Below are 22,586 nucleotides of genomic sequence, written 5' to 3' on the forward strand. Positions count from 1 at the left end.
GAAGGCACCTCATGGCCCTCAGCCCGGCCGACGCGGCCACACGCATCGAAACGTTCATCCGGCGCGAAGCCTCCGTCGCTGACGACGACCCGAGCTTCACCCGGCACGTGAACCTCTTCGACACCGGCTATCTCGACTCCCTGACCGTTGTGGCCCTCACGGTCCACGTCGAGGAGGACCTCGGGGTCTCAATCACCGACGCCGACCTGTTCGACACCCGATTCGCCACGATCGCCGGCATCGCCGATCTGATCACTCAGCGTGCGGTACGCGGATGAGGTGCCCAGCCGCGTAATCCCACCCGTCACACGCGTATCAACACCGGCGTTTCGGCCACCACTCTCCGAGGCAGCACCCGCGCGCCTCAAGGGTGGATGCACCCTGCATGAGGAGCCATCCGCGACCCTGTACGGAATCCGCTTCGTCTCAAACACGCGTGTTCGATCCGGCGCTCTCGGTCGTTGATCCCGGCACCATCACAGGACCACAACACCCCTATCAACGAAGACAGTTGCACCCGCTCTTCACTACCGGCACGCACTCGGTAGCGGGGCTTCTCCCTGCCCTGCCGCGGCCACGTCGATCGCGCTCCACCGTCGAGAGGTATCCACATGACTCCCGCTCGTTCCGCACTCCTCGACCTTGTCCACGAGTACCTGGAGCGCTACCCCTCCGAGCGCGACCGGCTGGCGCCCCTGTCGACGGCTCTCGACGAGCCCGGTGATCCAACGAGTCGGGCCACCCTGCCTGGACACATCACGTGCAGCGCCGTCGTCATCGACCGCAGCCAACGGGTCCTGCACATTCACCACAGGGCCTCCGGGCTGACCCTCGTACCTGGTGGACACCTCGAACCGTCCGATCGCACGCTCGCTGGCGCCGCAATGCGCGAGGTCCACGAGGAGGCAGGGATTCCAGTCGGCGACCTGTGCCTGACCACCCAGCTCCTCGACAACCCGATCGACATCGTCATCCACGACATTGCCGCCCGGCCGGCCAAGGGTGAGCGCAAACACCAGCACTACGATGTCCGATTCGTCTTCTACCTCACCCACGAAGCTCCTCCGATCCGCCTGCAAGACGAGGAAGTCTCCGGGGCTGAGTGGCTGCCCTTCGACCAGGTCACCTCGCCCACGCTGCGCGCCAAACTGATCGGCACATCACTCGACGTGCTGTCCGAGCCGGCGAACGCCTCGGTCCGCCGCGATGCGGGGTGGCCGGCATGAGCGAGAACGCCGATACAGCCGCCGGGAACGTACCCGGCCCGCGGGCCAGCGAGCTGCCGCTACCTCCGGCGACGATGCCTACCGGTCCTGAGGACGGGGACATGACCGAAGGCTTGGAGGAGGCGTACTGGTCGGTTCATGACGGCGCCGCCGCGAGCGCCAGCGTGCGCCAGGTCCTGTCGCGGCTGCCCAAGAACACCGCCGTCATCGGCCGGCTCGCCTGGCAGGCGGACCGCCGCTCGACCCTCGCGGCCGTCGTCTGCCAGCTGGCCTCGGCGGCGATGGCCGCGTTCGGGCTGATCGCCTCGGTGAAGGTGCTGCAGCACCTGTTCGCTGCGGGGCCCACCCCCGACCGGGTCCGTGCCGCGATTCCCCAGATCCTGATCGTGGCGGGCTTCCTCGCCGCCCGGGCCTTTCTGGAGGCGGCCGTGGCGGTGGCCCAGGCCCGTGTCACGCCCAAGATCCGCACCGCCCTCGAATGCGAGTTCCTGCACCTCACCGCGCACGTGCGCCTCGAAGCGGTCGAGGATCCCGACTGGCACGACGAGGTCCACCGGGCGAACGACCGCGGGCTGTTCTACGCGCGGATGATCGTCGGGCAGGTCGTCTCCCTCGCCTCCGCGACGCTGGGACTGATCGGCACCGCCGGCGTGCTCGGTGTCCTGCACCCCGCGCTGTTACCCCTTCTGCTGCTGTCGGTCCTGCCGGTCGGCGCGGCCGCCGTGCGCAGCGCGCGGGCCCGGTTCAACAGCCAGGTCCTGCCCGGGATCCACACCCGTCTGGCCCGCCGCGGGCTGCTGCCCGCCGAGCACTTGGTCGACTCCGGCTACACCTCCCTGCCCCACCTGGAACAAGCCGCCCGTGACCACCAGGTCACCGTCACCGGCCCCCTGCCAGCCAACCCCACCCGGCAGCATCGCCAGGCCAAGGGCTTCGCCCGGGACGACTTCCACATCGACTACGACCGACAGCAGGTCACCTGCCCCCAGGGCCAGGTCAGCGCGGGCTGGCACGGCCCCTATCCGACCTCTTCGCCCACTGCGGCCCCGCTGATCGTGGCAAGGTTCACCAAGGGCCAGTGCCGCCCCTGCCCGGCCCGCACCCAGTGCACCACCACCGCCGACAACGCCCGCACCGTGGGCTTCCCCCCGCGAGAGCTCCGCGACCTGCAACTCCGCATCCGCACCGAGCAACAAACACCCGAGTGGAAGACCCGTTACGCGGTCCGCTCCGGAGTAGAGGGCACGGTCAACGAGTTCGCCCACGGGCACGGCATGCGGCGCTGCCGCTACCGAGGACAGGGAAAGGCCCACATCCAGCACGTCCTGACGGCGATCGCCGTCAACATCGAGCGCCTCAGCGGACTACCGTCGACAGAGGCAGGCTCTCCGCCTCGACAACCGACGGCCTTCCAGAACTACCTCGACCAGCGCCAGATACCCCGGCCGAAGTCCTGGCGAACCCTGGGCAGCTGACCCCGGCGGCTCCAAGATCCCCGACAGAGTCAAGATGAGTGGCTGTTGCCTTTCCGGTCGTGATCGCGGGTTTTCGCTGGTCAGGCAAGGGGTGGGGTGATGCGGTGGGAGGGGTGGTCTGTCGGGTTGTTGTTCTCCGGGAGGTCGCGGATGCCGTCAGTTTCTGGGTTGCTGGAACAGCGGGAGCTCGCCGCTCGTCGTCGTGTGGAGGAGTTACGGGAGGAAGCCGACCGCGTCCAGGCCGAGCTGGTGGTGGCCGAGCAGGACTGGAAGGAGTGGCTCATTGCCCGCTCGCGGGTCGACGAGGTCCTGGCCGGGCGGTGATGGAGCTGCCGCCCCAAATGCCACCGAGGCCGTGCGGGATACCTGCCGCCGCGCCGGGGTCCCGGAGCAGCTCTCCCGCCACCGTGAGCATCCCTGCCGCACCGCGGCAGGGGAGAAGCGAAGTACGTGGCGCTCCGGGAACTGGGGACCGCCGCGATGCCGGATGCGCGAGGACGGGTGCTGCCCGCGCAGGGACCGGAAGGCCGCGAGGACCTCCAGGAGCGGCGAGACCACGAAGCGGCACCCCGCCAGCTCGCTCGCCGAGACGCCCAGGCACGACGCCTGTGAAGGCGGGACGCCCGAACGCGCCGGGAGCGGCGCGGGCGGAGTGGTGAAGGACACCAGCTTGTCGAGCTGCTACCTGCTCCAGCGAGCGCTCCGCCTCGTCCACGACGATCGTCATGCGGGAGGTGGCGGGATCGTCGCCCGGGTACGCCGACAGCGACTCGATGTTGACCCCCGGCGGAGAACTGCCCGGCGATCCGGGCGAGGGCACCGGACTTGTTCTCGACGAGCGCGCGGAGCGTGCGCTTGGCTACGTGCGTTCCTATTCCTCGTCGTCGCCGAAGTCGGGGCGGACGTCTCGTGCGGCCATGATTGCGTCGTTGGACGTGCCGGCGAAGACCATCGGCCAGACCATGGCGTCCTCGTGGACGATGAAGTCGATTACCACGGGGGCGTCATTGAGCGACAGCGCCTTCTCGATCGTCGCATCGAGCTCCTCGGGCGACTCGCAGCGCAGCGCGTGACACCCCATCGCCTCGGCGAGCTTGACGAAGTCCGGGATGCGGGTGCCGCCCTTGGGCTGGCCGCGGGGTGCCTCACCGGAGTGCAGCACGGTGTTGGAGTACCGCTGTCCGTAGAACAGGGTCTGCCACTGGCGGACCATGCCCAGGACCCCGTTGTTGATGATCGCGACCTTGATCGGGATGTTGTTCAGCGCGCAGGTGGCCAACTCCTGGTTCGTCATCTGGAAGCAGCCGTCGCCGTCGATCGCCCAGACCGTCGCTTCCGGCTTGCCCGCCTTGGCGCCCATGGCGGCGGGGACGGCGTAGCCCATGGTGCCCGCACCGCCCGAGTTGAGCCAGCTGCGGGGCTGCTCGTACGCGATGAACTGCGAGGCCCACATCTGGTGTTGGCCCACTCCCGCCGCGAAGATCGTCCCCTCGTCCGTGAGCTCACCGATGCGCTGGATGACCTGCTGCGGGGAGAGCTCGCCCGCCGGGGCCGCCTCGTGACCCAGCGGGTAGGTCGTGCGCCACCTGTCGAGCTGCTCCCACCAGGCCGCGTAGTCGCAGGCGGTCTCGTTGCTCTCCCGTACGTCCTGGACGGCGGCGGTGAGCTGGGCCAGCACTTCGCGGGCGTCCCCGACGACCGGCACGTCCGCGAAGCGGTTCTTGCCGATCTCGGCCGGGTCGATGTCGGCGTGCACGACCTTGGCGTGCGGGGCGAAGCCGTCCAGCTTGCCGGTGACACGGTCGTCGAACCGCGCCCCCAGGGCGACGATCAGATCGGCCTTCTGCAGTGCCGCCACCGCGGCGACCGTCCCGTGCATGCCGGGCATGCCCAGGTGCTGCGGGTGGCTGTCGGGGAAGGCGCCGCGGGCCATCAGCGTCGTGGTGACGGGCGCCCCGGTGAGCTCCGCCAAGGCCTTCAGCTCGGTGGTCGCCTCCGCCTTGAGGACACCGCCCCCGACATAGAGCACGGGGCGCCTGGCCCCCGTGATCATCCGCGCGGCCTCCTTGATCTGCCGACTGCTCGGCGTGGTGACGGGACGGTAGCCGGGGAGGTGGCGGTCCGTCGGCCACCGGAAGACCGTGTCCTTCTGCAGCGCGTCCTTGGTGATGTCGACCAGGACGGGCCCGGGCCGGCCGGTGGCGGCGAGGTGGAAGGCGTCCGAGATCGCGCGGGGGATGTCGTCGGGATCCTTGACCTGGAAGCTGTGCTTGGTCACGGGCATGGTGATGCCGCAGATGTCGGCTTCCTGGAAGGCGTCCGTACCGATCGAGGTACTCGCCACCTGCCCGGTGATCGCCACCAGGGGCACCGAGTCCATGTAGGCGTCGGTGATCGGGGTGACCAGGTTGGTCGCTCCCGGACCGCTGGTCGCCATGCAGACGCCGACCCTGCCGGTCGCCTGGGCGTACCCGGTCGCGGCGTGGCCCGCGCCCTGCTCGTGTCGGACCAGGACGTGACGCAGCGTGGTCGAGTCCATCAGGGCGTCGTACGCCGGAGTGATCGCTCCCCCCGGGATGCCGAACGCGATGTCCACGCCCACGGCTTCAAGGGACCGGACGAGGGACTGGGCGCCCGTCATCCTCTCCGCGGGGCAGGGAACGGCGGGTGTTTCCGAGGTCTGGGTCATCGGTCCTGAGTTCCTTCTCGAGGCCGCGATCATGGCGTGTGATCAGGGATCGTGCGGCGTGATCGCGGCTGAGGGGCTCTCGGCGCGCTTGTGGAGCGCCCGCTTGCGTGATGTTCAGACGATCTTGTGGAGCCAGGCGTGGGTGTCCGGGGCCTGGCCGCCCTGGATGGCGAGGAGGGCCTTGCGCAGCCGCATGGTGACCGGGCCGGGCTCGCCGGTGCCGACGGTCCAGTCGGCACGGGCGGACTTCACCGAGCCGACCGGGGTGATGACGGCGGCGGTGCCGCAGGCGAAGACCTCGGTGAGGGTGCCGTCCGCGCAGCCCTGGTGCCACTCGCCGGTGGAGATCTTCCGCTCCTCGACGGGGTGACCGAGGTCGGATGCGAGCCGCAGCAGGGAGTCGCGGGTGATGCCGGGCAGCAGGGCACCGGAGAGCTCGGGTGTGACGATCCTGGCTTCCTCGCCCTCGCCGAAGACGAAGTAGAGGTTCATGCCACCCATCTCCTCGATCCACTGGTGCTCGGCGGCGTCGAGCCAGACGACCTGGTCGCAGCCCTTGGCGGCGGCCTGGGCCTGGGCGACCAGGGAGGCGGCGTAGTTGCCGGCGCACTTGGCGGCGCCGGTGCCGCCGGGCGCGGCGCGGACGTAGTCCTCGGACAGCCAGACGGAGACCGGCTCGATGCCGCCGGGGAAGTAGGCGCCGGCCGGAGAGGCGATGATCATGAAGAGGTAGGAGTCGGCCGGGCGGACGCTCAGTCCCGTTTCGGTGGCGAACATGAGGGGGCGCAGGTAGAGGCTCTGCTCGGGCTGGTTCGGGACCCAGTCCCGCTCATGCCGGACGAGCAGTTCGACCGCCTCGACGAAGGTCTCGACCGGCAGCTCGGGCATGGCCAAACGGCGGGCGGAGGCCTGGAACCGGGCGGCGTTGGCCTCCGGGCGGAAGGTGGCGATGGAACCGTCGGCCTGCCGGTAGGCCTTCAGACCCTCGAAGATCGCCTGACCGTAGTGCAGGGCCATGTTCGCCGGGTCGATCTCCAGCGGCGCGTACGGGGTGAGCTGGGCGTCGTGCCAGCCCCGGCCCTCGGCCCAGCGGATGGTGACCATGTGGTCGGTGAAGATCCGGCCGAAGCCGGGGTCGGCCAGCGCGGCCTCGCGCTCCGCCTGGGGCGCCCTCGGTGAGGTGGAGGCGGCCACCAATGGCCTGGTTGGACAGGCCGTCGGCGACCAGGGCGAGTACTTCTGTCTCGCGGCGGGTCAGGGTGGTGGCGGGGGCGCGAAGCCGGTTCATGAGGCGGTCGGCGACGGCGGGTGCCAGGGTCGTGCGTCCGGTGGCGGCGGTGCGTACGGCGGCGGCCAGGTCTTCGGGCGGGGCGTCCTTGAGGAGGTAGCCGGTGGCGCCGGCTTCGATGGCCGGCAGGGTGTCGGCGTCGGAGTCGTAGGTGGTGACGATCAGCACGCGGGGGGCGTCCGGTCGGGCGGTGATCTGTGCGGTCGCCTCGGCGCCGCCCATGCCCTTGCCGAACTGCAGGTCCATCAGGACGACGTCGATGTCGCCCTGGGCGGCGCGGGCGACGGCCTCCTCGGCGGTGGCCGCCTCGGCCACCACGGTGAGGCCGGGTTCGGTCTCGAGCACGGCGCGGAGTCCGGCGCGTACCACCGGGTGGTCGTCGGCCAGGAGCAGGCGGATGGGGGACTCGGTCACCGGTGGGCCTCGGGTTTGTGGTCGGCGGGCGGGGCGAGGGGGAGCTGGGCGGCCAGGGCCGTGCCGTGGCCAGGTGTGGATTCGATCGTCAGGGTGCCGCCGAGGGCGTGCATGCGGGCGCGCATGGCGGCCAGGCCGAAGCCGCCGCTTTCGGGGTCGGGGACGGGCAGACGGCCGGGGTCGAAGCCGGTGCCGTCGTCGACGACGTCGACGGCGACGTGCTCGCCCACGTAACTGAGGGTGACCTCGACGGTGTGGGCGCGGGCGTGGCGGACGGTGTTGGCGAGGGCGGACTGGGCGATGCGCAGCAGGGCGACCTCGTGCGCGGTCGGCAGCGGTACTGGCTCGCCGGTGAGATGGAAGCGCGCGGTGAGCGGATGCCGGGTCGAGGTGGTGGCGCAGAGCCGCTCCAGGGCGCCGGCCAGGGTGGAGTCCTCAAGGGCGGGCGGGGTGAGGGCGGCGACGAACCGGCGGGCCTCGGCGAGGTTGTCCACGGCCGCCTGGCGGGCCTGTTCCACGAACCGGGCGGCGTTGTGCGGCGCGCCGGGCAGGGCGCGCTCCGCGGCCCGCAACAGCAGCTGGATGCTGGACAGGCCCTGGGCGAGGGTGTCGTGGATCTCGCGGGCGAGGCGTTCGCGTTCGGCCAGCACTCCTGCGGTGTGCTGGGCGGCGGCGAGGTCCGCGCGGGTGGCGGTGAGTTCCTCGATCAGCCGGCGTCGCTGTTCGCTCTCCCGGTACAGGGCCTGGTACCCCCACACCACGGCGACGGCGACGGCGGCGCCCAGAGCCGGGCCGATCGCCATGGCGAGGCTGAAAGAGCCTTGATGGGCGGAGTACGCGGTGATCGCCGTACCGGCGGTCGCGGCCACAGCCGTCAGGCCGGCGCGGCGCGGCAGCAGGTGAAGCTGGAGGAAGTACAGCGGGAAGGCGAGCCAGACGGCGTCGGCGGACAGCGCCAGCAGCACCAGCCAGCAGGCCCCGACGGCGGACAGCCACACCGCGGCGGCCCGAGGGGAGCGCCTGATCCGCGGCAGGAGCGGACCGGTCGCGTAGGCCAGGGCGCACACGACCGCCACGGCCACGGTCAGCGCGGCGTGGGGCCGGCTGTCGGCCACGGCCCGGCCCGCCGCCAGGGCGAGGAGCCCGAGGACGAGCAGGTGCAGGCACCAGGCCAGGGCCCGGGTGGTCGGGGTCAGGGCGGGAGCGGGTGTGTTCACAGTCCTTCCAGCCTAAGGACGCAGGCCCCCGGGCGGCCTCCATCAAAAGTTACAACTCGCGCGCCACCCTTCGGCCCGTGAAGTGCTCTCTCCTGCCGGATGTGCGCGCGGGGGGTGGACGGCGATGGTGGGGACATACCGATTCCACCGCCAGAAAGAGGCAGGCCAAAGCCGTGTTCGTCGCCTGGAGAGACCTGAAGTTCGCCAAGGGGCGATTCGCCCTGATGGGGACCGTCATCGTGCTCATCACCCTGCTGGTCGGCCTGCTGTCCGGCCTGACCGCCGGCCTGGGCCAGCAGAACATCTCCGCCATCACCGACCTGCCCGCCGACAAGATCGCCTTCCAGGCGCCCAGCGGCGGACAGGACGTGTCGTACTCCAACTCCACCGTCACCGAGAAGCAGTGGCAGCAGTGGGCCAAGACCCCCGGAGTCACCAGCGCCGAACCGCTGGGCATCACCACCACCAAGGCCACCGCCGGGGACAGGAGCACCGGGGTCTCCGCCTTCGGCGTCCAGCCGGGCTCCCGCCTCGCCCCGGACAGCGGCAAACTGGACGCGCGGTCGGTGGTGGTGTCGACCAAGGCCGCCGACGACCTCGGGATCAAGGCGGGCGACACCTTCACCCTGGCCGGCCAGCGGTTGACCGTGGCCGCCGTCGAGGGCGACGCCTCCTTCAGCCACACCCCGGTCGTCTGGACCAGCCTCGACGTCTGGCAGAAGGTCGCGCCCCCCACCAGCGCCCGTGACGGCAAGGCCGCGACCGTGATCGCCCTGAACACCACCTCCGGCGCCGACACGGCGGCCACCGACCAGGCCGCGGGCACCAAGACGCTCTCCAAGGACGACTCGCTGTCCGCGATCGGCTCCTACACCTCCGAGAACGGCTCCCTGCAGCTGATGCGCGGCTTCCTGTTCGCCATCTCCGCCCTCGTCATCGGCGCCTTCTTCACCGTGTGGACCATCCAGCGCAGCGGCGACGTCGCCGTCCTCAAGGCACTCGGCGCCTCGACGGCGAGTCTCCTCAAGGACGCCCTCGGCCAGGCCGTCATCCTGCTCACCGGCGGCACCCTGCTCGGCACCGGCATCGCTGCCGCCCTCGGCGCACTCGTCGCCGACAGCGCCGTGCCGTTCCTCCTCACCCCCGTCACCGTCCTGATCCCCGCCGCCGTGATGATCCTCCTCGGCGCCCTCGGGGCCGGCCTGTCCATCCGCCGCATCACCTCCGTGGACCCGCTGACCGCCCTGGGAAGTGCCCGATGAGCCTGAACCTGACCGACATCACCCTCACCTACCCCGACGGCGACACCCGCCTGACCGCCCTCGACAACGTCACCCTCGACGTCCCCAAGGGCACCCTGACCGCCGTGGTCGGCCCCTCCGGCTCCGGCAAGTCCAGCCTCCTGGCCGTCGCCGCCACCCTCATCACCCCCGACGCCGGCACCGTCACCATCGACGGCACCGCCACGACCGGCATGAGCCGCGGCGAGCTCACCGACCTGCGCCGTCACAAGATCGGCATCGTCTTCCAGCAGCCCAACCTGCTGCCCTCCCTCACCGCCGCCGAACAGCTCCAGGTCATGGCCCAGCTCGACGGCCGCAAACCCCGCAGCGTCCACACCCGGGCCCTCGCCCTTCTCGACGCCGTCGGCCTCGCCGACCAGGCCGACCGCCGCCCCCACCAGCTCTCCGGCGGCCAGCGCCAGCGCGTCAACATCGCCCGTGCCCTGATGAACGACCCCACCGTCCTCCTGGTCGACGAACCCACCAGCGCCCTCGACCACGAACGCGGCGCCGCAGTCCTCGACCTCATCACCCGCCTCACCCACCAACAGGCCACCGCCACCGTCCTGGTCACCCACGACACCACCCACCTCACCGCCGTCGACCAGATCGCCGAAGTCCACGACGGACGTCTCCACCACCCCACCCTGGAAAGAGTCGGTCACCAGCCGCACAGCAGCTGAGCCGGAACCGACCACCGGCCATCCGCACACGAAAGTCTTCCAGTCCAGCCCGACCACATCGCGGTCCGAGGCCGACTGAATCGGCGAAACACGACGAGGCCCTGAGGCCCTGGACCATCACGTGCGGCGTGAGCGGGTCCTGATCTTTCGCCACAGCGTGCCGCTGTCGGCACAGGTCCCACCGGACCGTCCGAACCGGCAGCACGTGACCTCCCGCGCCCGCGGGAGGTCATTTCTCTTGGCCCGGACACTGCCGGACCGCCAACCGAACCCGGAGCACGCCATGCCGGTCGACACCCTCGAAGCCCACCCCCCACGCCCTTCACGAGGCGCGGCCACCTCATCCCGCCTCGCTGTGACCGCCATCCCCGCTGGCGGCCTCCTCGCCCGACTGGCCGCCGTGCTCAACGCGCACCCCGTCCTGTCCCTGTCCTACACAACCGCCGGCGAAGCCGCGGCGCGAGTCGAGATCCAGGTCCCGGCCTCACACGCCCCACGGGTACGAGCGAAGCTCCTGCGGATGATCGACGTGATCGACGTGACCGATGGGGTGCTCGCTGAGGATGATAAGGCGACAACCACGGTGAAGCGCCCGACGTCCGACCTTGCCCTCGGAGTGGAAGCGCACCAACTCGTGACCGCCTCCGCGGCGGAAGCCCGGGCAACCGCCTCCGATACCGCGCCAGGCCGCGCCTTGCGAATTGACGGTTCGCCAACCGTGCGGCAGGTGCCGTTCGACGATGCCGCTGACACGCACCAGCCGGATCCCGCGCTCGCGGTCGATTCGGCTGGTGCCCGCTCGCAGGCCGACGCGCATCTCCCCGGCGGTCCGACGACGGCGCGAGGGAAAGCGAGCGTGGCAGAGGGACTGAGCTCGTGAACGTCTGGCCCATCAGCCCCGACGATGTCCGCGGCGCGCACAAGGTGCTCTCCGGCGTCGCTCGGACCACCCCGCTGGAGAGCAGCCGCCACCTCTCGGAACTGATCGGGTCGCCCGTCCAGCTGAAGTGCGAGAACCTCCAGCGCACCGGCTCGTTCAAGCTTCGCGGCGCCTACGTGCGCATAGCCGGCCTGTCCCCCGTCGAACGGGCGGCGGGCGTGGTCGCGGCCAGCGCCGGCAACCACGCACAGGGCGTCGCGCTGGCGTCGACCACCCTGGGCGTCCGCTCGACGGTCTTCATGCCGGCCGCCGCCCCGCTCCCCAAAGTCGCTGCCACCCGCGACTACGGCGCAGACGTACGCCTCGTCGGCGAGAACTTCGACGCGACACTCGCCGCCGCGATGGAGTACGCGGAGGCCACCGGCGCGGTCTTCATCCATCCCTTCGACCACCCGGACATCGTCGCCGGCCAGGGCACCGTCGGCCTGGAGATCCTGGACCAGTGCCCAGAAGTGCGGACCATCCTGGTCGGCACCGGCGGAGGCGGCCTGCTGGCCGGCATCGCCACGGCGGTCAAGGACGTCCGCCCGGACGTAAAGGTCCTCGGCGTCCAGGCCGAGGGCGCGGCAGCCTATCCGCCGTCGCTGCGGGCCGGACGCCCGGTGGCGCTGTCCCGGTTCGCGACCATGGCCGACGGCATCCAGGTCGGCCGCCCCGGCGACGTGCCGTTCGAGATCATCAGCCGGCTCGCCGACGACGTCCTGACGGTCAGCGAGGACGCACTTGCCCGGGCGCTGCTGTTCTGCCTGGAGCGCGCCAAGCTCGTCGTCGAACCGGCGGGAGCCAGCACGGTCGCGGCCCTGCTGGAACACGGCGACAGCATCGAGGGTCCCGTCGTGGCGGTGCTCTCGGGAGGCAACATCGACCCGCTGCTGATGCAGCGCGTACTCCGACACGGCATGGCGGCGGCAGACCGCTACATGTCGCTGCGGCTCCGGATCAGCGACCGCCCTGGTGTCCTGGCCGAGCTGCTGGGGGTGCTCTCCCACACCGACGCCAACGTGGTCGACGTGGCCCACGTCCGCACCGGCCCGAAACTGGGCCTCGACGAGGCGGACGTCGACCTGCGCCTGGAGACCAAGGGCGCGGAGCATTGTATGGCGGTCGTCGCCGAACTTCGAGCGGCGGGCTACCTGGTGCTCAACCAGACGTAGAGCAGCCGGTCACCGGTCCCGCAGACACGAGGGCACCGTCCACGCGGCCCGGGCGGAACCCGCCCACCACGCACGCCTCCCCTCGCGGCGGCGGCCGCCGACCCTCACGGCGTGCTGAGCGCACATCGCGCTGAGTTGCCTAGTGGTCGACGGCCTGGTGCCTCGCCAGCCGTGAAGGTCGGCGTGGCACGGGCGGGCGGGAGACCGGGATCTGCTGCCCGCGGCTCGGCCAGGTAGCACCCGGGCGGACGTCTGCCCGATGTCCGGGCCGGCCGGGACCGGCCGCCTCACGGACGGGCGGACCGCCGACCCCCTCAGGACCGCGGGGCTCGTGGCACCCGCCGGCGCAGGGTGCGAGCGCACCGCCGCGGCGGGACGATGTTCAATGGATGCCGTCTGTGACCGCGAGAACGTCCACCAGGCGGTTCAGCTTGCCGTGAGCGCGAGCGGCATTGGCACGCGGGACGGTGACCCGGGCCGTGGCCTGCGCGGATGCGGTGGCCGCGTAGGAGAGCCGGTTCACCGGGATGGTGCCCAGGGTGGTGGTGACCCGGCGCAGCGCCTCGGGGGTGTTGTGCAGGGTGATCGTCAGCGTGCTCTCGTCCGCGTCCTGGACATCTGGCCCGCAGCGCCGCAGCAGGCCGTAGGTGTATGACTCCTGGAGCGCTTCGCAGGAGGCCGCGATGATGTTGTCCGCGACCCCGACGGTGTGCCACACCTCCCGGCCGTCGGTGACGCCGACCAGGACGCGGATCCGCGCCCCCGTGCCGCGGTGCCCTTCCAGGATGCGGACCTTGTAGTCGACCAGCTCGAATCGGTCCACCTCGGGATAGGTGTGCTGCAGCGCCTGGCGCAGTGCCCGGTCCAGGGCGTTGACCGGGCCGTTGCCCTCCGCCACGGCCGTCGACTGCCGGCCCCCGGCGCTCAGTTTCACCGCGGCTTCATTCTCCTGCCCCGGCTTGCCGTTCCCACCCCCGCTGATCACCCGCCAGGACCCGAGCTCGAAGAACGAGTCCGGACGGCCGAGCATCTCGGCGCGCAGCAGCAGTGCGAACGAGGCGTCGGCGGCCTCGTACGTGTAGCCGGCTAGCTCGCGCTCCTTGACCCGATCGACGACGCGGGCCACGAGCGCGCGGTCGCCGCCCAGGTCGACGCCGAGCTCCCGGCCCTTGAGCTCGATGGATGCCCGGCCGGCCATGTCGGAGACCAGCATCCGCATGGTGTTGCCGACGAGCTCGGGGTCGATGTGCTGGTAGAGGGCGGGGTCGACCTTGATCGCGGAGGCGTGCAGTCCGGCCTTGTGGGCGAAGGCGGAGACGCCGACGTACGGCTGGTGGGTGGAGGGGGCGAGGTTGACGGCCTCGGCGATGGCGTGCGAGATGCGGGTCATCTCGGCGAGAGCGCCCTCGGGGAGGACCTTCTTACCGTACTTGAGCTCCAGGGCCGCGACGACGGAGAAGAGGTTGGCGTTGCCGACCCGCTCGCCGTAGCCGTTGGCGGTGCACTGGACGTGGGTGGCGCCCGCATCCACGGCGGCGAGAGTGTTGGCGACCGCACAACCGGCGTCGTCCTGGGCATGGATTCCCAACCGCGCGCCGGTGTCCGCGAGAACGGCGGCCACGACGGCCTGCACCCGGGCGGGCAGCATGCCGCCGTTGGTGTCGCACAGGACGACCACCTGGGCGCCGGCCTCGTGCGCGGCGCGCACCACGGCCAGGGCATAGTCGGGGTCGGCCTGGTAGCCGTCGAAGAAGTGCTCGCAGTCGACGAATACCCGCCGTCCCTGGGCGACAAGGTAGGCGACGGTGTCGCGGACCATCTCCAGGTTTTCGTCGAGGGTCGTGCGCAGGGCCAGTTCGACGTGCCGGTCGTGCGACTTGGCGACGAGCGTGATGACCGGGGCGCCGGAGTCGAGGAGCGCCTTGACCTGCAGGTCGTCGGCGGCGGTGCCGCTGGCCCGGCGGGTGGCGCCGAAGGCGACAAGCTGCGCGTGCTGGAAGCGGATCTCCTGGCGGGCGCGGGCGAAGAACTCGGTGTCCCGCGGGTTGGCGCCGGGCCAGCCGCCTTCGATGAAGCCGACCCCGAAGTCGTCCAGGTGCCGGGCGATGGTCAGCTTGTCCGCGACGGTGAGGTTGATGCCTTCACGCTGCGCTCCGTCGCGCAGGGTCGTGTCGAAGACATGGAAACTGTCGTGAAGCATGTCGGGCGATCCTGTCTGCCGGGCTGGTGAGCCGAGGGGCACGGTGGCGAGTCGCTGGTGGCGGAAAAACAAAAAGACCCCTCGCGGAGCGCGAGAGGTCTGCGTGCGGGCGGTGAGCCGCCAGGAAGGGTCTCTTCCCGGTCACCTCGTTGCCGGCACGCTGCCGCTAATAATGAGCTGGCACAGCACGCACGGAGTCTGACACATCGGTCTCGGAGTCGGAACAGCGATCTCAGAGTCTGGAACGCGCTCCTGAGCACCACGCGCTGGAGACCGGTTGCGGGGACACCGGTCCGTGAGACGTGCGCCCGGGCACCGGTTCTCGTAGATCACGGCGTACACGAGTGCGTGCGACACGTCACGTGGCAGAGCCAGTGATCTTCCGGGGCGTAAAGCATGTGGGTCGAGACACCCCCAACGTGGGGTTACCCATGGTAACTTACCGACCCGTAATATCCGTTGCCCTGTGTCGCAAGGGGGAGTCATGCGCGTTGTCTCCGGCCGCCTGCTGGCCGTCGTCGTCGCCTCAGTGGTGTTGTCCACCGCACCCGCGGCGACAGCCGCGCCCGCTGGAGCAGTCATCGCCACAGTCGACGAGCCCAGGACGGGGACGGACCCGTTCTACAGGTACGACGGCACCAGACCGCTGGCCTCCTTCGCTCCCGGCGACGTGCTCAAGACGCGGACGGTGCAGTACCACATCGCCGGAATCCCCACGCCGGTGAAGGCCGTCCAACTGCTCTACCGCACCACCGACGCGCAGGGCCGCCCCGCCGCCAACGTGACCTCGGTCGTGCGCAGCCTCAACGGCGGCAACGACAAGGCGCTGTCCTACCAGTCGTTCTACGACTCCCTCGACCCGGAGCACGGGCCGTCCCGCGTGATCGCCGGTGACGTCAGCTTCGGCGGCCTCGTCGGGGAGGCCGAGTCCCTGCTCCTGTCGACGGCCCTGCTGCGGGGCTACACCCTCGTCATCCCGGACACCGAGGGCCAGCAGGCCCACTTCGCGGCCGGGCCGGAGTACGGGACCAACACGCTCGACTCGATCCGTGCCGCTACCCGGTCGCCCGAGACCGGCCTGGACGCCGGCACCAGGTTCGGCCTGGCCGGCTACTCCGGCGGCGCCATCGCGACCAACTGGGCAGCCTCGATGGCGCCCACGTACGCCCCCGACGTCAACAAGAAGCTGGTGGGCTTCGCCCAGGGCGGCCTGCTCGTGGATGCGGCCCACAACCTCAAGTACGTCTCCGGCAGCAAGGTGTGGGCCGGCATCATCCCGATGGCCGTCATCGGGGTCGCCCGCTCCTACGAGATCGACCTCAAGCCCTACCTGAGCGACTACGGCATCGAGGTGTACGACAAACTGCAGGACGCCTCCATCCTCAACGTGCTGGGCCAGTACCCCGGCCTGACGTGGCAGAAGATGGTGAAACCCCAGTACACCGACCCCAACTCGGTACCCGCCTTCCTCAAGGCCGTGAACAAGGTCAACCTCGGCTCGGCGGCGACGCCCACCATTCCCGGCTACATCGCCCAGGGCAACGGTGGTGTGTTCGAAGGCACCTTCAACAACCCTCCAGGCATCGGAACAGGCGACGGGGTCATGGTCGCCGGCGACGTCCGCGCCCTGGCCCGCCAGTACTGCGCCACCGGCAACACCTCCATCGAGTACAGGCAGCACAACCTGCTCAGCCACTTCGGCGTCCCGGTTCCCTGGGTGCCCAGCGCACTGGCCTGGCTGGACGACCGCTTCGAGGGCGAGAAGGCCCCGTCCAGCTGCGGCCGCATCCCGGCGGGCAACTCGCTGGAGCCGGAGAAGCCGACGTCGGGCTCCTGATCCCGAGCCTCCCGGGCCCTGCCGCGCCGTGCGAGCGCGGCAGGGCCCGTCGTGTGTGCGCTCGGGCACCGGGGACGGCCGTACGGGCACTGGCTACCTGATGGGCAGACCCGAGATGGCCCGGGAGATCACCAGGCGCTGGATCTCGCTGGTCCCCTCGAAGATGGTGTAGATCTTCGAGTCGCGGTACCAGCGTTCGACGGGGTGGTCGCGGCTGTAGCCGGCTCCGCCGAGGATCTGGACGGCCTTCTCGGTGGCGGCGACGGCGACCTCGCCGGCCTTGAGCTTGGACATGGAACCTTCACCGGCGGTGAAGGGGCGGTCGTTGCGGCCCATCCAGGCCGCCCGCCAGATCAGCAGCCTGGCGCAGTCGATCTCGGTGCGGAGGTCGGCGAGGGCGAAGGCGATCGCCTGGTTCTGCAGGATCGGGCGGCCGAACTGTTCGCGTCCGCGCGCGTATTCGAGGGCGTACTCGTAGGCGGCCCGGGCGATGCCGAGCGCCTGGGCGCCGACGGTCGGGCGGCTCAGCTCGAAGGTGGCCATCGCGGCCTGGGACTTGGCGGCGCTGCCCTCGCGGACCCGGGCGAGCCGCTCGTCGAGCTTCTCCCTGCCACCGAGGACGAAGTCGGCGGGCACCCTGACCTCGTCCAGGAAGACGTCGGCGGTGTGCGAGGCGCGCAGGCCGAGCTTCTTGATCTTGCGGCTGCCGTCCAGGCCCTTGGCGCCCGGCGGGACGATGAACGCGGCCTGGCCGCGCGCGCCGAGCGACGGGTCGACCGAGGCGACGACCACGTGGACGTTGGCGATGCCGCCGTTGGTGATCCAGGCCTTCTGGCCGCTGATCACCCACTCGTCATTGGCCTCGTCGTAGCGGGCCCGGGTGCGCATCGCGCTGATGTCGGAGCCGGCGCCGGGCTCGGAGACGCAGAAGGCGGCCAGCTTGGGGTCCGACTCGTCGCCGTAGCACTGCGGGATCCACTCCAGCACCTGGTCGGGGGTGCCGCTGGCGAAGATGCCCGCCACCGCGAGCGTGGTGCCGAAGAGGGACATGCCGATGCCGGCGTCGCCCCAGAACAGTTCCTCGTTGGCGATGGCCAGGGAGAGTCCGGTCGGGTCGGCCCACATCTCGGCGAGAGACTCGAAGCCGTACAGGCCGATCTTGGCCGCCTCCTGGATGATCGGCCAGGGGGTTTCCTCGCGCTCGTCCCACTCGGAGGCGGCGGGACGGATCACGTCCTTGGCGAAACCGTGTACCCAGTCGCGGAGTTCGGTCTGGTCGCCGGTCAGGTCGAGGTTGAAGCTCATGGTGGTCTCCGGGGCTGCGGGTGTGGGATCAGGCCTTGGGGATGTCGAAGTAGCGAGTGAGCCCGGAGGCGAGTCCGAGGTCGCCGGTCACCTTGAGCTTGCGGGTCATGAACAGCGTGACGCCGTTGGCGTTGCCGGATACCAGGCGGAGGAAGTCGGTCGCGCTCAGGGTGAGTTCGAGCCGAGGTTGGGCGTCGCTCACGCCGTGCGTGAGCGTGCACGTCCCGTCGGCGATGGAGGTCTCGTACCAAGCATCCTGCTGTCCGGCGTCGGCGATCCGCCAGCGGACCAGGGCCTTGAGGCGGCCCGCGGTCTCCGGCTTGAAGCGGCTCTCCATCCGGCTGAACACCTCGTCCAGGATCCTGCCGCGGGACGGGCCCGTTGCGATGTCGGCGAGGGTGCCCTTGGAGGTGTTCCTCACGAGGAGGGCGAAGTCCTGCGGGGAGATCGCGGCGAAGTCGAGGGTCTCGACGTCCTGCTCGGTGAGGGAAGTGGGTGCTGCCATGTCGCCACCTTCTTACTCGATAGTAAGTTTACTGTTCGGTAAGGTTACGAGGCGGTCAGCTACTCTGGCAAGGTGGATCCGGAACCCAGTCGCAAACGCCTTCCGCGCAAGGTGCGTGAGCAGCAGATGCTCGACGCCGCCGTGCAGGTCTTCTCCTCGCGCGGCTTCCACGCGACCTCGATGGACGAGATCGCCGAGCGTGCCCAGGTGTCGAAACCTCTGCTGTACCTGTACCTCGGCTCGAAGGAGGAGACTTTCGGAGCCTGTATCGCGCGCGAGGCGGACCGGCTGGTGGACACCATCGGCGCTGCCGCCACGGTCCCCGCGGACCGGCCGGAGCAGCGTCTGACCCAGGGATTGACGGCGTTCTTCACGTACGTGGCCGACCATCGGGCCAGCTGGACGGTGCTGTACCAGCAGGCCCGGTCGTTGAGCGGCCCGGTCGCGGAACAGCTGGCGCGGGCTCGCGCCGACATCGTCGACACCGTCACCGAGCTGGTCCGGCAGACGATGGAGGCGGACGGCGGCGCCTCCGGCTACGCCGCGCTGCGGCGGGAGGCGTCGGCGATCGCGCATGCTCTGGTCGGAGCGGCGGACGCACTGGCCGACTGGGCTCTGACCGTCCCCGGTGAGCAGCCCGAGGCCACCGCGCGCCGGCTGATGAACCTGATGTGGGTCGGCCTGGAGCGGCGGGCCGGCGGCGAGAACTACCCGCCCCCGGCCGATGCGCCTAACGCGCGGTGACGCTGCCTCGCAGGTGAGTCCGCACCCCGTCGCCGCCGGTGAGCGCGAAGTCGGTGCGTCCGGCCAGGTCCCGGACGGAGAGCCGTACGCCGGAGGGCAGTTCGACCGGGGTGCGGAACGACACCTCGATGTCCGCGGCGGCGGGCAGCCGCTCGCCGAGTGCGGCGAGCACGCGGGCCTTGGTCCACATGCCGTGCGCGATCGCGCGACGGAAACCGAACGGCCGGGCGGTCCACGCGTGGAGGTGGATCGGGTTGCGGTCGCCACTGACCGCTGCGTACCGGCGTCCGCTCGCGGCCGGCAGCCACCATGACTCGAACTCGATGTCCGGGGCTGGGTGTTCGTCCGGACGGGCGGCGTTCGCCTCGGTGGCGTGCCGGTACAGATAGGTGGACCGCGACGACCAGACCTCCTCGCCGTCCGTCCGTGCGACGGCCGCCACGTCGAAGACCGTGCCGCGCGGGTGCGTGCGGCGGCGGTCGGTACTGACCTCCATGGCCAGCCGCTCGCGCGCGCCCAGGGGGCGCCGGACGGTGATCGTGTTCGCGGTGTGCACCAGGCCGAGGAGCGGCAGCGGGAAGTCGGCGGCCGTCATCAGCGCCAGTGAGGCGGGGAAGGCCAGGAGGTGCGGGTAGATGGGCGGCAGCGTCCCGTCCTGCCGGAAGCCGCACACCTCGGCGTACCGGGCGAGCCGGGCCGGGTCGGCGGTGACGTCCGGCAGGACCGCCCGGCGGTCGGGCAGGGGCCGTGCGGGGTCGGCGCGGCGGGCGCGGGCCACCGCACGCAGATACGACGGCAGCACCCCCGGCGGGGAGTCGAAACGCAGGTCGGTCATCGGGGTTCCTGTCCGTGATGTCCCATTAGGCGCCGAGCAGGGACTGGCCGCAGACGCGGATGGTCTGCCCGCTCACGCCGGCGGTGGCGGGCGCGGCCAGCCAAGCGACGGTTTCGGCGACGTCGACCGGCAGGCCGCCCTGGCCGAGGCTGTTCATCCGGCGGCCCGCCTCGCGGACCAGCAGGGGCATTCGGGCGGTCATGTCGGTCTCGATGAACCCCGGCGCGACGGCGTTGATCCGGATACTCCGCTCCGCGAGGAGAGGTGCGTAGGCCCGCACGAGGCCGATCAGGCCGGCCTTGCTGGCACCGTAGTTGGTCTGGCCGCGGTTGCCCGCGATGCCGCCGATCGAGGAGGTGCAGACCAGGGCTCCGCCGTCGCGCAGGACCGGGCCGTCCTGGCCTTCCGCGAGCAGGGTGGCGGTGATCCGGTGGACGGCGCCGAGGTTGACGTCGAGGACGGTGTCCCACTCCTGGGGGCTCATGCGGGCGAGGGTGCGGTCTCGGGTGATGCCGGCGTTGTGCACGAAGACGTCGACGCCGCCGAACTCCGCGCGCAGGTGGGCGCGGATCCGCCCCGGGGCGTCGCCCGCGGTGATGTCGACGGGCAGCGCCGTGCCGCCGATCCGCTGCGCCGTGCGGGCCAGCCCGGCCTCCTGACTCGGCAGGTCGAGGCAGACCACGGTGGCCCCGTCGCGGGCCAGCACCTCGGCGACCACCGCTCCGATCCCGCGGGCGGCGCCGGTGACGGCGGCCACCGATCCGCTCAGCGGGGCCTCCCAGCGGACGGGGGCACTGGAGGCCGTGGTGGCCTCGACCCTGACCACCTGGCCGGAGACGTACGCAGAGCGCGGTGAGAGCAGGAAGCGCAGCGGTGAGCCGATCAGGTGCTCGGCGCCGGGTCCGACCTGGAGCAGCTGGCAGGTGGCGCCGCCGCGCAGCTCCTTTCCGAGCGAGCGTGTGAAGCCCTCCAGTGCCTGCGCGGCGAGCGCGTCGGCCGGCTTCGGGCCGGGCACGTCGCCGAGCACCACCACCCGGCCGCCGGGCGACAGCCCGCGCATAACGGGGTGGGTGAAGGCGTACAGCTCCGCCAGGGCGCCCGCCCCGGTCAGACCGGTGGCGTCGAAGGCGAGGGCGGCCGGCCGGCCGCCCTCGGGCAGGGAGGTGAGCGCCTCGGCGCCTGCATCGGCGAGCACGCCCTTGACGGCGGTGCCGAGCCGCCCCTTCGGGGTGCCGCCCACCAGGACCGGCCCCGGAATGGCGGGCCCGCCGGGGGTGTGGCGGACCAGGGGTGCGGGCACCGGCACGCCGGCGCGGCGCAGCAGCGCCCGCCCTGCACGGCTGGACATCAGGTGCTGGAGAAAGTCGGACACGAATCCAAGCTCCTTACTCGCTAGTAAGTTTACGCATGAGTAAATACCCTGACTCCCGTCGAGCGCCAGCCCCTCCGTTGGGAGAAGTTCCTCATGACCCGAACCGTGCGCCGTGTCGCCGTCCTCGGCGGCAACCGCATCCCCTTCGCCCGAGCGGGCGGCCCGTACGTCGGCGTGACCAACCAGGAGATGCTCGCCGCCGCCCTGGACGGCCTGGTCGACCGCTTCGGCCTGGCCGGACTGCGCCTCGGCGAGTTCACCGCCGGCGCCGTCCTCAAGCACGCCCGCGACTTCAACCTCGCCAGGGAGACCGTCCTCGGCAGCCGCCTGGACGCCCGTACTCCCGCCTACGACCTCCAGCAGGCGTGCGGCACCGGACTGGAGGCGGTCGCGCTCGCCGCGAGCCGGATCGCGCTCGGCCAGACCGAGTGCGCGGTCGCCGGCGGCGTCGACACCGTCAGCGACGCCCCGATCGGTCTCAACGACGACCTGCGCCGCGTTCTGCTCAGGGCCCGGTACGCGCCCACCCCCGCCCGAAAGGCCGGCGCCCTCCTCCGCGGGCTGCGCCCCCGCCAGGTCGTTCCCGACATCCCCGCCAACACCGAACCCCGCACCGGCCTGTCGATGGGGGAGCACGCCGCCCGCACCGCCCGCCAGTGGCAGGTGACCCGCGCCGATCAGGACGAACTCGCCGCCACCAGCCACCAGCGGCTGCACGCCGCCTACGAGCACGGGTTCTTCGACGACCTCGTCACCCCCTTCCGCGGCCTGGCCCGCGACCACCACCTGCGCCCGGACTCCTCCGCCGAGAAGCTCGCCCGACTCAAGCCCTGCTTCGGCGCCGGCGAGCCGGACGCCACCATGACGGCCGGGAACTCCACCCCGCTCAGCGACGGCGCCTCCGTTGTCCTGCTCGCCAGTGAGGACTGGGCCCGCGAGCGCGGCCTCGAACCGCTCGCCTATTTCGTCGACACCGAGGTCGCCGCCGTCGACTTCGTGCACGGAGAGGACGGCCTGCTGATGGCTCCGGTCTTCGCCGTCCCACGGCTGCTGGCCCGCAACGGCCTCACCTTCGCCGACATCGACCGCTTCGAGATCCACGAGGCCTTCGCCTCCCAGGTCCTCGCCACCCTCAAGGCCTGGGAGGACAAGGAGTTCTGCGCCGACCGGCTCGGCCTCCCCGGACCGCTCGGCCCGGTCGACCGTGCCCGGGTCAACGTCAACGGCTCCTCGCTCGCCGCCGGCCACCCCTTCGCCGCCACCGGAGGCAGGATCACCGCCGCCCTCGCCAAGCTCCTCCACCAGCTCTCCGCTGAGGCGGAGGACCGCCCCGTGCGCGGCCTCATCTCCATCTGCGCCGCCGGCGGCCAGGGCATCACCGCGCTGCTCGAACGCTGAACCCTCACCCCCAGGGAGACC

18 protein-coding genes and 2 pseudogenes are annotated in these 22,586 nt (G+C 71.1%); 11 read left to right on the top strand and 9 right to left on the bottom strand.

Going from position 1 to position 22,586, the window contains the following annotated elements; translation table 11 throughout:
• Nucleotides 1-11: 11 nt before the first annotated feature.
• The 4 genes from ACTVZO_RS40495 (at nt 12) to ACTVZO_RS40510 (ending at nt 3,025) form a co-directional block, all read left to right on the top strand.
• Entirely contained in the window at nt 12-278 is a 267-nt protein-coding gene (locus ACTVZO_RS40495; RefSeq protein WP_443303587.1) for an acyl carrier protein, read from the top strand.
• Between the two features lie 333 nt (nt 279-611).
• Nucleotides 612-1,226, top strand: coding sequence for an NUDIX hydrolase (locus tag ACTVZO_RS40500; protein ID WP_443303588.1), 615 nt, complete (start codon nt 612-614; stop codon nt 1,224-1,226).
• Between the two features lie 101 nt (nt 1,227-1,327).
• Entirely contained in the window at nt 1,328-2,701 is a 1,374-nt protein-coding gene (locus ACTVZO_RS40505; RefSeq protein WP_443303589.1) for a transposase, read from the top strand.
• 150 nt (nt 2,702-2,851) lie between these two features.
• On the top strand, nt 2,852-3,025 hold the full coding sequence (locus tag ACTVZO_RS40510; protein ID WP_443303764.1) for a hypothetical protein: 174 nt from the start codon (nt 2,852-2,854) through the stop codon (nt 3,023-3,025).
• 547 nt (nt 3,026-3,572) lie between these two features.
• Here ACTVZO_RS40510 and ACTVZO_RS40515 read toward each other — a convergent pair.
• The 4 genes and pseudogenes from ACTVZO_RS40515 to ACTVZO_RS40530 all read right to left on the bottom strand — a co-directional run bounded on the left by ACTVZO_RS40515 (nt 3,573) and on the right by ACTVZO_RS40530 (nt 8,309).
• Nucleotides 3,573-5,390 carry an acetolactate synthase large subunit gene (locus ACTVZO_RS40515; RefSeq protein WP_443303590.1) on the bottom strand — a complete coding sequence of 606 codons (1,818 nt, stop codon included), beginning with the start codon at nt 5,388-5,390 and terminating at the stop codon, nt 3,573-3,575.
• 114 nt (nt 5,391-5,504) lie between these two features.
• A complete protein-coding gene (locus tag ACTVZO_RS40520; RefSeq protein ID WP_443303591.1) occupies nt 5,505-6,584 on the bottom strand; it encodes a branched-chain amino acid aminotransferase in 1,080 nt (359 codons plus the stop codon).
• Nucleotides 6,559-7,092 (bottom strand): annotated as a pseudogene (locus ACTVZO_RS40525) (response regulator); the annotation flags it as partial. The gene ACTVZO_RS40520 and the pseudogene ACTVZO_RS40525, both read right to left, overlap by 26 nt.
• Nucleotides 7,089-8,309, bottom strand: coding sequence for a sensor histidine kinase (locus ACTVZO_RS40530; protein ID WP_443303592.1), 1,221 nt, complete (start codon nt 8,307-8,309; stop codon nt 7,089-7,091). The gene ACTVZO_RS40530 and the pseudogene ACTVZO_RS40525, both read right to left, overlap by 4 nt.
• Before the next feature lie 173 nt (nt 8,310-8,482).
• On the opposite strand from ACTVZO_RS40530, the gene ACTVZO_RS40535 reads away from it, so the two are divergent.
• The 4 genes from ACTVZO_RS40535 (at nt 8,483) to ilvA (ending at nt 12,369) form a co-directional block, all read left to right on the top strand.
• On the top strand, nt 8,483-9,571 hold the full coding sequence (locus ACTVZO_RS40535; protein ID WP_443303593.1) for an ABC transporter permease: 1,089 nt from the start codon (nt 8,483-8,485) through the stop codon (nt 9,569-9,571).
• Nucleotides 9,568-10,275 carry an ABC transporter ATP-binding protein gene (locus tag ACTVZO_RS40540; protein ID WP_443303594.1) on the top strand — a complete coding sequence of 236 codons (708 nt, stop codon included), beginning with the start codon at nt 9,568-9,570 and terminating at the stop codon, nt 10,273-10,275. The genes ACTVZO_RS40535 and ACTVZO_RS40540 overlap by 4 nt, the downstream gene beginning before the upstream one ends.
• A gap of 520 nt (nt 10,276-10,795) precedes the next feature.
• Nucleotides 10,796-11,155, top strand: a complete 360-nt coding sequence (locus tag ACTVZO_RS40545; RefSeq protein WP_443303595.1) for a hypothetical protein — start codon at nt 10,796-10,798, stop codon at nt 11,153-11,155.
• Nucleotides 11,152-12,369 (top strand): threonine ammonia-lyase, encoded by a 1,218-nt coding sequence (gene ilvA / locus ACTVZO_RS40550; RefSeq protein WP_443303596.1) that lies wholly within the window; start codon nt 11,152-11,154, stop codon nt 12,367-12,369. Before ACTVZO_RS40545 ends, ilvA begins: the two co-directional genes overlap by 4 nt.
• 631 nt (nt 12,370-13,000) lie before the next feature.
• On the opposite strand, the pseudogene cimA reads toward ilvA, so the two are convergent.
• Nucleotides 13,001-14,569: pseudogene (gene cimA, locus ACTVZO_RS40555) on the bottom strand (citramalate synthase); the annotation flags it as partial.
• A 484-nt stretch (nt 14,570-15,053) separates the two neighbouring features.
• Between cimA and ACTVZO_RS40560 the strand changes: the two are divergent.
• Nucleotides 15,054-16,406: a lipase family protein gene (locus ACTVZO_RS40560; protein ID WP_443303597.1), complete on the top strand. Its 1,353-nt coding sequence runs from the start codon at nt 15,054-15,056 to the stop codon at nt 16,404-16,406.
• Between the two features lie 93 nt (nt 16,407-16,499).
• Here the strand turns inward: ACTVZO_RS40560 and ACTVZO_RS40565 are convergent, their stop codons facing one another.
• Both ACTVZO_RS40565 and ACTVZO_RS40570 read right to left on the bottom strand, forming a co-directional pair.
• Entirely contained in the window at nt 16,500-17,711 is a 1,212-nt protein-coding gene (locus ACTVZO_RS40565; RefSeq protein ID WP_443303598.1) for an acyl-CoA dehydrogenase family protein, read from the bottom strand.
• 28 nt (nt 17,712-17,739) lie between these two features.
• Nucleotides 17,740-18,216: an SCP2 sterol-binding domain-containing protein gene (locus tag ACTVZO_RS40570; RefSeq protein WP_443303599.1), complete on the bottom strand. Its 477-nt coding sequence runs from the start codon at nt 18,214-18,216 to the stop codon at nt 17,740-17,742.
• A 72-nt stretch (nt 18,217-18,288) separates the two neighbouring features.
• Between ACTVZO_RS40570 and ACTVZO_RS40575 the strand changes: the two genes are divergently transcribed.
• The gene (locus ACTVZO_RS40575; protein ID WP_443303600.1) at nt 18,289-18,960 is read left to right on the top strand and encodes a TetR/AcrR family transcriptional regulator; all 672 of its coding nucleotides are present in this window, start codon (nt 18,289-18,291) and stop codon (nt 18,958-18,960) included.
• On the opposite strand, the gene ACTVZO_RS40580 is transcribed toward ACTVZO_RS40575, so the two are convergent.
• Both ACTVZO_RS40580 and ACTVZO_RS40585 read right to left on the bottom strand, forming a co-directional pair.
• Nucleotides 18,947-19,795 carry a MaoC/PaaZ C-terminal domain-containing protein gene (locus tag ACTVZO_RS40580; protein ID WP_443303601.1) on the bottom strand — a complete coding sequence of 283 codons (849 nt, stop codon included), beginning with the start codon at nt 19,793-19,795 and terminating at the stop codon, nt 18,947-18,949. The genes ACTVZO_RS40575 and ACTVZO_RS40580 overlap by 14 nt on opposite strands.
• Nucleotides 19,796-19,820: 25 nt before the next feature.
• A complete protein-coding gene (locus ACTVZO_RS40585) occupies nt 19,821-21,167 on the bottom strand; it encodes a 3-oxoacyl-ACP reductase (RefSeq protein ID WP_443303602.1) in 1,347 nt (448 codons plus the stop codon).
• Between the two features lie 93 nt (nt 21,168-21,260).
• Between ACTVZO_RS40585 and ACTVZO_RS40590 the strand changes: the two genes are divergently transcribed.
• Nucleotides 21,261-22,565, top strand: a complete 1,305-nt coding sequence (locus ACTVZO_RS40590) for an acetyl-CoA C-acetyltransferase (protein ID WP_443303603.1) — start codon at nt 21,261-21,263, stop codon at nt 22,563-22,565.
• Nucleotides 22,566-22,586: the final 21 nt, after the last annotated feature.

The organism is Streptomyces sp. IBSNAI002 (genome assembly GCF_052244475.1).
In the GTDB taxonomy this organism is placed as follows: Bacteria; Actinomycetota; Actinomycetes; order Streptomycetales; family Streptomycetaceae; genus Streptomyces.

What these genes read in the sequence shown, in the direction of transcription:
- ACTVZO_RS40510 (WP_443303764.1), top strand. Translation starts at nt 2,852, where the DNA reads ATGCCGTCAGTTTCTGGGTTGCTGGAACAGCGGGAGCTCGCCGCTCGT.
- ACTVZO_RS40560 (WP_443303597.1), top strand. Translation starts at nt 15,054, where the DNA reads ATGCGCGTTGTCTCCGGCCGCCTGCTGGCCGTCGTCGTCGCCTCAGTG.
- ACTVZO_RS40505 (WP_443303589.1), top strand. Translation starts at nt 1,328, where the DNA reads ATGACCGAAGGCTTGGAGGAGGCGTACTGGTCGGTTCATGACGGCGCC.
- ACTVZO_RS40590 (WP_443303603.1), top strand. Translation starts at nt 21,261, where the DNA reads ATGACCCGAACCGTGCGCCGTGTCGCCGTCCTCGGCGGCAACCGCATC.
- ACTVZO_RS40565 (WP_443303598.1), bottom strand. Translation starts at nt 17,711, where the DNA reads ATGAGCTTCAACCTCGACCTGACCGGCGACCAGACCGAACTCCGCGAC.
- ACTVZO_RS40580 (WP_443303601.1), bottom strand. Translation starts at nt 19,795, where the DNA reads ATGACCGACCTGCGTTTCGACTCCCCGCCGGGGGTGCTGCCGTCGTAT.
- ACTVZO_RS40540 (WP_443303594.1), top strand. Translation starts at nt 9,568, where the DNA reads ATGAGCCTGAACCTGACCGACATCACCCTCACCTACCCCGACGGCGAC.
- ACTVZO_RS40495 (WP_443303587.1), top strand. Translation starts at nt 12, where the DNA reads ATGGCCCTCAGCCCGGCCGACGCGGCCACACGCATCGAAACGTTCATC.
- ACTVZO_RS40545 (WP_443303595.1), top strand. Translation starts at nt 10,796, where the DNA reads ATGATCGACGTGATCGACGTGACCGATGGGGTGCTCGCTGAGGATGAT.
- ACTVZO_RS40500 (WP_443303588.1), top strand. Translation starts at nt 612, where the DNA reads ATGACTCCCGCTCGTTCCGCACTCCTCGACCTTGTCCACGAGTACCTG.
- ACTVZO_RS40570 (WP_443303599.1), bottom strand. Translation starts at nt 18,216, where the DNA reads ATGGCAGCACCCACTTCCCTCACCGAGCAGGACGTCGAGACCCTCGAC.
- ACTVZO_RS40515 (WP_443303590.1), bottom strand. Translation starts at nt 5,390, where the DNA reads ATGACCCAGACCTCGGAAACACCCGCCGTTCCCTGCCCCGCGGAGAGG.